Genomic DNA, 6,168 nt, shown 5'->3' on the forward strand with positions numbered 1-6,168 from the left:
TCGAAGGACGCCTGCGTCACGCTCACCGGCAACAGCGGGGTGATCACACACAGGACCGCGCCGACAACCCCCGCGATGACGGCGATCAACGTGATCGGTGCAGAACGGACCGTCGGCGACCCCGTCGGCCGGTCCGCGTCGGACAGTGAAGACGGCGCTGTCGCAGGCACGATGACTGATGCTATGTGACGGACGTGTGCCGGGCGAAGGGCTGCGGCGGGCCCGGTGAACGAGCACTACTGAGACGGCTCTCAGTAAGCGTCCACTACTGTGTCGGTCTGAGATGACTGAGCCCGCGACGCCGACGTCCACCACGCCCGATCGGCGTGGCGATCGACGCACCCTGCACATCGGTGGGATCAAGGTCCCGTCGAATCCACGCACCTGGTCGATCGTGGCCGTGGTGGCCGGACTGATCGCCGTCGTCGCCGCGGTCCTGACGCCGTTCCTGCCGGTCACCGCCCACACCGCGACCATCACGTGGCCGCAGCCGCAGTCACTGTCGGTGACCGCCCCGCTGGTCGCACAGACGCCGTCGAGTCTCGATGTGACGGTCGACTGCCGGGTGCTCGCCGAGGCCGTCGGGAAGACGGGGACCGGATCGACGGTCGTCGTGTCGACGATGCCGCGCAGTGCGCAGAAGGCCACCGATTCCGGCCTGTTCATCACCGCCGGTTCCGGCGGTGTGACGGCCGCGGTGCGCAACTCCCAGCTGGCGAGCGCCACGCCCGAACAACTCGCCACCTGCCAACGCCTGCACGTGTGGGTCTCGCGGACCGACACCGCCGGGATCACCCACGCACGCTTCGTCGGAGTGCCGGGACCCGCAGCGCAGGGCACCGCCGAAGCCGCCGACCAGCCCCAGGTCGCGGGACTGTTCACCGACCTGGACTCGACGTCGGGAATGGCCGCCCGCATCGCCGTCGACAACCGCTTCGATACCACCCCGTCGGCGATCAAGCTGACCGTGATGATCCTCGGTGTGCTCGCCGCACTGGTCGCAGCCGTAGCCGTCGCGGCCCTCGACATCCTCGGCGGCTATCACCGGCGCATCGGCCTGCCCGACGTCCGCCGACTGCTGATGCCGCGCGCCGTCGACCTCGCGGTCACCGCGGTGTTGGTCGTGTGGCACTTCCTGGGGGCAGGCAGCCCCGACGACGGCTACATCCTGGAGATGGGCCGCAACAGCGTCGACGCCGGATACCTCGCCGACTACTACCGCTTCTACGGCATCCCCGAGGCGCCGTTCGACTGGTACTACTCGTTCCTCGCGCACTGGTCGCAGATCTCGACGGCGGGCATCTGGATGCGCCTGCCCGCGCTCGTCGCCGGGCTGCTCGGCTGGTTCATCCTGAGCCGGGTGTTGCTGCCGCGACTCGGTGGCGCGGTGCGCCGCTCACAGTGGGCGATGTTCACCGCCGCAGCGGTGTTCGTCGCGTTCTGGATGCCACTCGACAGCGGCCTGCGCTCCGAACCGATCATCGTGCTCGGCTCGCTGCTGACCTGGTGGGGTGTGGAGCAGGCGATCGCCACACGCCGGATGTTGCCGGCTCTCGGCGCCACACTGGCCGCCGGGATGACCCTCGCGGCCGCACCGCAGGGACTCATCGCGGTCGCGATCCTGGTGGCCGGGTCGCGGCCGATGCTGCGCAACGTGCGCCGTCGCGCCGCTGAACACGGTCTGCTCGCGACGCTCGCCCCGGTCGCGGCGATGGCCGGGGTGGTCGTCATCATCGTTTTCCGCGACCAGACGCTGGCTGCCGTCGCCGAGGCGGTTCGGGTGCGCTACACCGTCGGTCCGGTGCTGTCGTGGTATCAGGAATTCCTGCGCTACTACTACCTGACGCTCAGCAGCCAGGACGGCACCCTCGTGCGCCGCGTTCCGGTTGTGCTGCTGCTCGCCGCGGTCTTTGTCACCATCGCTGTCATGTTGCGCCGCAAGCATGTTCGTGGCGTCGACCCGGCGCCGGTGTGGCGTCTGATCGGCACCTTCGGGCTGTCGATGCTGCTGCTGTCGTTCACCCCCACCAAATGGACGATGCAATTCGGTGTGTATGCAGGCGTCGCGGCCGCACTGGCCGCCGTCGCCGCGGTGGCCGTGGCCGAATCGGCACGCCGCTCGCCCCGCAACCTCTGCGTGTACATCGCAGGCCTGCTGTTCGCCTGCGCGGTGGCCGCCGCCGGCCAGAACGCCTGGGGCTGGGCCTACGACTTCGGTATCTCGTGGTTCGACAAAGCCCCGGTGCTGGAAGGTCAACAACTCTCGAGCATCTTCCTTGCGCTCACGGTGCTCGCGCTCGCCGCCGCGGTCTGGTTCCATCTGCGCATCGACGTCGACGCCGAACACGGTCGGATGCGGGAGAACTCGCGCACCCCGGGGTGGGTGAAGATCGCGATCGCCTCCTCGCCGATGGTGATCATCGCGACGCTGGTGGTGCTCATCGAGTTGCTGCTGTTCGCCAAGGCCGCTGTCGCCCGGTCGGATTCGTACACCACCGCCAGCGCCAACCTGCGCGCGCTCACCGGCAATCCGTGCGGGATGGCCGATCAGGTCCTCGTCGAACCCGACCCGAACACCGGTGCGCTGCGACCGATCGGGACCGCAGACATCTCCCGGGCACTCGCCGGGAAGTCCGAGGGCTTCGACCCCAACGGCGTCGCCGGGGATCTCACGCCCGACTCGACGACGGTGAGCGCGGGCACCATCAACACCGGCGCCGACCCCTCCCGGCCGTTCGTGGTCACCGGTGCGCAACCGGGCACCACCGGTGGGGTCGGGCCCAAGGGCGTCAACGGCTCCACCGCGGCACTGCCGTTCGGGCTCGATCCGGCCCACACCCCGGTCATGGGCAGCTACGGCCACGACAACGGCACCGCCACCCTCACCTCGATGCCGTACGCGCTGCCGGCGCGCACCTCCTCGCCGCTGATCGTCATCACCGCGGCCGGGCCGGTGTTCTCCGTCGATCAGGACGGGGTGGTCACCCCCGGCCGCTCGTTGACCGTCGAGTTCGGAACCTCCAGCGCCTCCGGTGATTTCCGGCAGATCGGGCCGTCGGTCGTGCCCCTCGATCCCGGACCGGACCGTCCCAACCGCCCGTGGCGCAACCTGCGGATCCCGATGTCGTCGGTGCCCGCGGGCGCCACGGCGATGCGGATCGTGGCCGTCGACGACAATCTCGCCAACGACCAGTGGCTGGCGTTCACCCCGCCGCGCGCGCCGCGGCTGGAAACGCTGCAGAATCTCGTCGGTTCCACCGCGCCGGTGTTGCTGGATCTGTCGGTCGGCAGCCAGTTCCCGTGCCAGCACCCGATCACCGTGACCAATGGGATCAGCCAGGTCCCGCAGTGGCGGATCACCCCCGATCGCACCACGACGTTCTCCAAATCCAAGTCGTGGCAGTCGGCGACCTCCGGTGGCGGCATCCTCACCACCGCCGACGCGTTGACCTCGGCGAGCACGATGGCGACGTATCTGCAGGGTGACTGGTATCGGGATTGGGGTGCGCTGCAACAACTGACACCGTTGGTGCCCGATGCGCGACCGGCCACGGTGCGCACGGGAGACACGACGGAATGGGGTTGGAGCAGGAGCGGAGCGATCAGGGTGGTGAGTGAGAATGACTGAGACCACCACGACACCCGCGCCCGCCGAGCCCACCGGCCGTAGCCGCCGAATCAGCATCGCACGGATCGTCGCGGTCGTCGCCGGCCTGATCGGCATCGTGCTGGCGCTCGCGATGGCGGTGCTGCCGGTCACCTACACCAAGGTGCAGATCAAGTGGCCTCAGCCGACCTCGCAGAATGCGTCCGGTGTCGAGAACATCTTGGCGCCCAACGTCTCCTACACGCCGACCAACCTCGACCTGAGCGTTCCGTGTCGGCTCGCCGCCGATCTGCCGGCCCGGGGCGGAGTGCTCGTCAGCACCGTTCCGGAGAACGGGGCCGAAGCGGGCAAGGTGGGGCTGTTCGTCCGCGCGACCACCGACCGGTTGCTGGTCGCCCAACGAAATGCCGTTCTGCTCAATGTCCCCCGGGCGCAGGCGCAGAGCACTCCGGACTGCACGATCGTCATCCACGCCGACACCTCCGGCATCCGCGGTGAGATCCAGGGCTTCTCGGCCGCCGACGGCGCATCGACCTCGTTCCGCCTCGACGATCCCAACGCGCGCCCGCAGATCATCGGTGTGTACACCGACCTGCCTTCCACCGTCGACACCACGGGACTGTCGTACTCCTCGACCGTCGACACCCGCTTCGTGTCGAGCCCCACGACACTGAAACTCGCTGCGGCGCTGGCCGGCATCATCATGACCATCGCCTCGATGATCGCGCTGGCGGTCCTCGACACCCAGGACGGACGCAGACGCCGCCGCCTGCTCCCAGGGCGGATGAAGCGGCCCCGGGGGGACGACGAGGACGAGGACGCACCCGCGCTGCCGCCCGGTCGTAAGCCGTGGTGGCATGTGAGCGTCCTGGATGCGCTGGTCGTCGCCGTGCTGATCATCTGGCTGTTCGTCGGCGGCAACACCGCTGACGACGGGTACCAGGTCACCGTCGGCCGGATCGCGCCCGGCGCAGGCTATCTCGACAACTACTACCGGTATTTCGGTGTGCCACAGGACCCGTTTGGCTGGCACTACCAGTATCTTGCGTTGTGGATGCAGGTCAGCACCGCCACCCCGTGGCTTCGGCTGCTGCCGTTGATCTTCGGCGTCCTGTGCTGGTTCATGCTCTCGCGCGGGGCGTTCGGCCGGATCGGCAGCGCGGTCCGCAATTCGCGTGCGGCCCGCTGGGCCGGTGCCTTCGCCTTCCTCGCGGTGTGGCTGGCCTTCAACAACGGTCTGCGAGTGGAACCGTTCCTCGCCGTCGGCATCCTCGCCACATGGTTGCTGGTGGAGCGTTCCGTGGCGACCGGCCGCCTCTTCCCGCTGACCCTGGCGATCGTCGTCGCGGCCTTCACGCTGACCGTCCACCCGGCCGGTGCCATCGCGGCGGTTGCCCTGATCGCGGCGCTGCGACCGATTTTCGTGCGCTTGCGTTCACGGATTCGGCGCGACGGCTGGTTCCCGACGCTGACCCCGATCCTTGCCTCGGGGCTGCTGGTGCTCTACGAGATCTTCGCCGACCAGCCCCTCGCGTCCATTCTCGAGGGTGTCAAGGTGCAGGGCATCGTCGGACCCACCAACAAGTGGTGGACCGAGGCCATGCGGTACTACATCCTGCAGAACCCCACCACCGACGGCTCGATTGCCCGCCGGGTCGGGATCTTCATGACGCTCTTCGCGGTCATCCTGATCGTGCTGGTGCTGTTGAGTAGGCGCCGAGTGCCCGGCATCGCCACCGCGCCGCTCTGGCGGATCGTCGCGATCCTCGCCGGAGCCGTTGGGGTGCTGGCCTTCTCGCCGACCAAGGCCACCCATCAGTACGGCGCGTTCGCCACGTTGACCGGTGTGCTCGTCGCCGCGGCGACAGCGTTCATCTCTCCGCAGGTGATCCGCCGACGATGCAATCGGACCTTCATCGCCGCGGCGGCCACCTACGTACTCGCCGTCGTCTTCACCGGCCGCAACCAATGGTGGTACGTAGGCAGTTACGGCATCCCGTGGGGCGACGACACCCCGAATGTGGCCGGAATCAAGCTCTACCAACCGATTCTGCTGATCGCCGTCATCATCACGCTGGTCGGTGCCTGGCAGTATTTCCGCGACGACCGCCGCGCCCAACTGGGTGAGCCGATCGTCGAGCCGACCTCCGGGGTCCGCGGATTCCTCGGCCGGATGCCCACCTACTCGCTGGCGATCGTGCTCGCGATCGTGCTCGTGTTCAACATGATCTCCTTCGCCAAAGCAATTCAGACCCAACGCGGTTCGTGGTCGTGGGCGAGTTCCAACGTCAACGCCCTGCGTGGCAACCCGTGCGCGCTGGCCGATGCGATCCTCGTCGAAGCCGACCCCAACCAGGGCTTGCTCTCCCCGGCACGAGTTGCCGGACAAGAAAACTCGTCGCCGGGTGCGGCGCTGGCGGGCAAGGGCATGGTCGGATTCACCCCCAACGGGGTGGCGACGGACCTACAGGCCACCTACGACGACGACAACGACGCCGACTCCGACCAGCAGGATCCCACCCAGACCGACCCCAGCGCGGCCACCGACACCGGCGAGAACT

Annotated in this window: 2 protein-coding genes; both read left to right on the forward strand. The window is 68.4% G+C overall.

Annotation, left to right across the window (positions count from 1 at the left end; all coding sequences use genetic code 11):
• Nucleotides 1-283: 283 nt before the first annotated feature.
• Nucleotides 284-3,628, forward strand: a complete 3,345-nt coding sequence (locus B1964_RS01185) for an arabinosyltransferase domain-containing protein (protein WP_079928486.1) — start codon at nucleotides 284-286, stop codon at nucleotides 3,626-3,628.
• Nucleotides 3,621-6,168, forward strand: a 2,548-nt coding sequence (locus tag B1964_RS01190) for an arabinosyltransferase domain-containing protein (RefSeq protein WP_079928487.1), incomplete at its 3' end; no start/stop codon positions are given. The genes B1964_RS01185 and B1964_RS01190, both read left to right, overlap by 8 nt.

Origin of the sequence: Gordonia sp. i37 (assembly GCF_002043085.1) — a bacterium.
GTDB classification, from domain to species: Bacteria; Actinomycetota; Actinomycetes; order Mycobacteriales; family Mycobacteriaceae; genus Gordonia; species Gordonia polyisoprenivorans.

Excerpts from the sequence above, each read along its gene's own strand:
- B1964_RS01185 (WP_079928486.1), top strand. The coding sequence starts at position 284 with ATGACTGAGCCCGCGACGCCGACGTCCACCACGCCCGATCGGCGTGGC.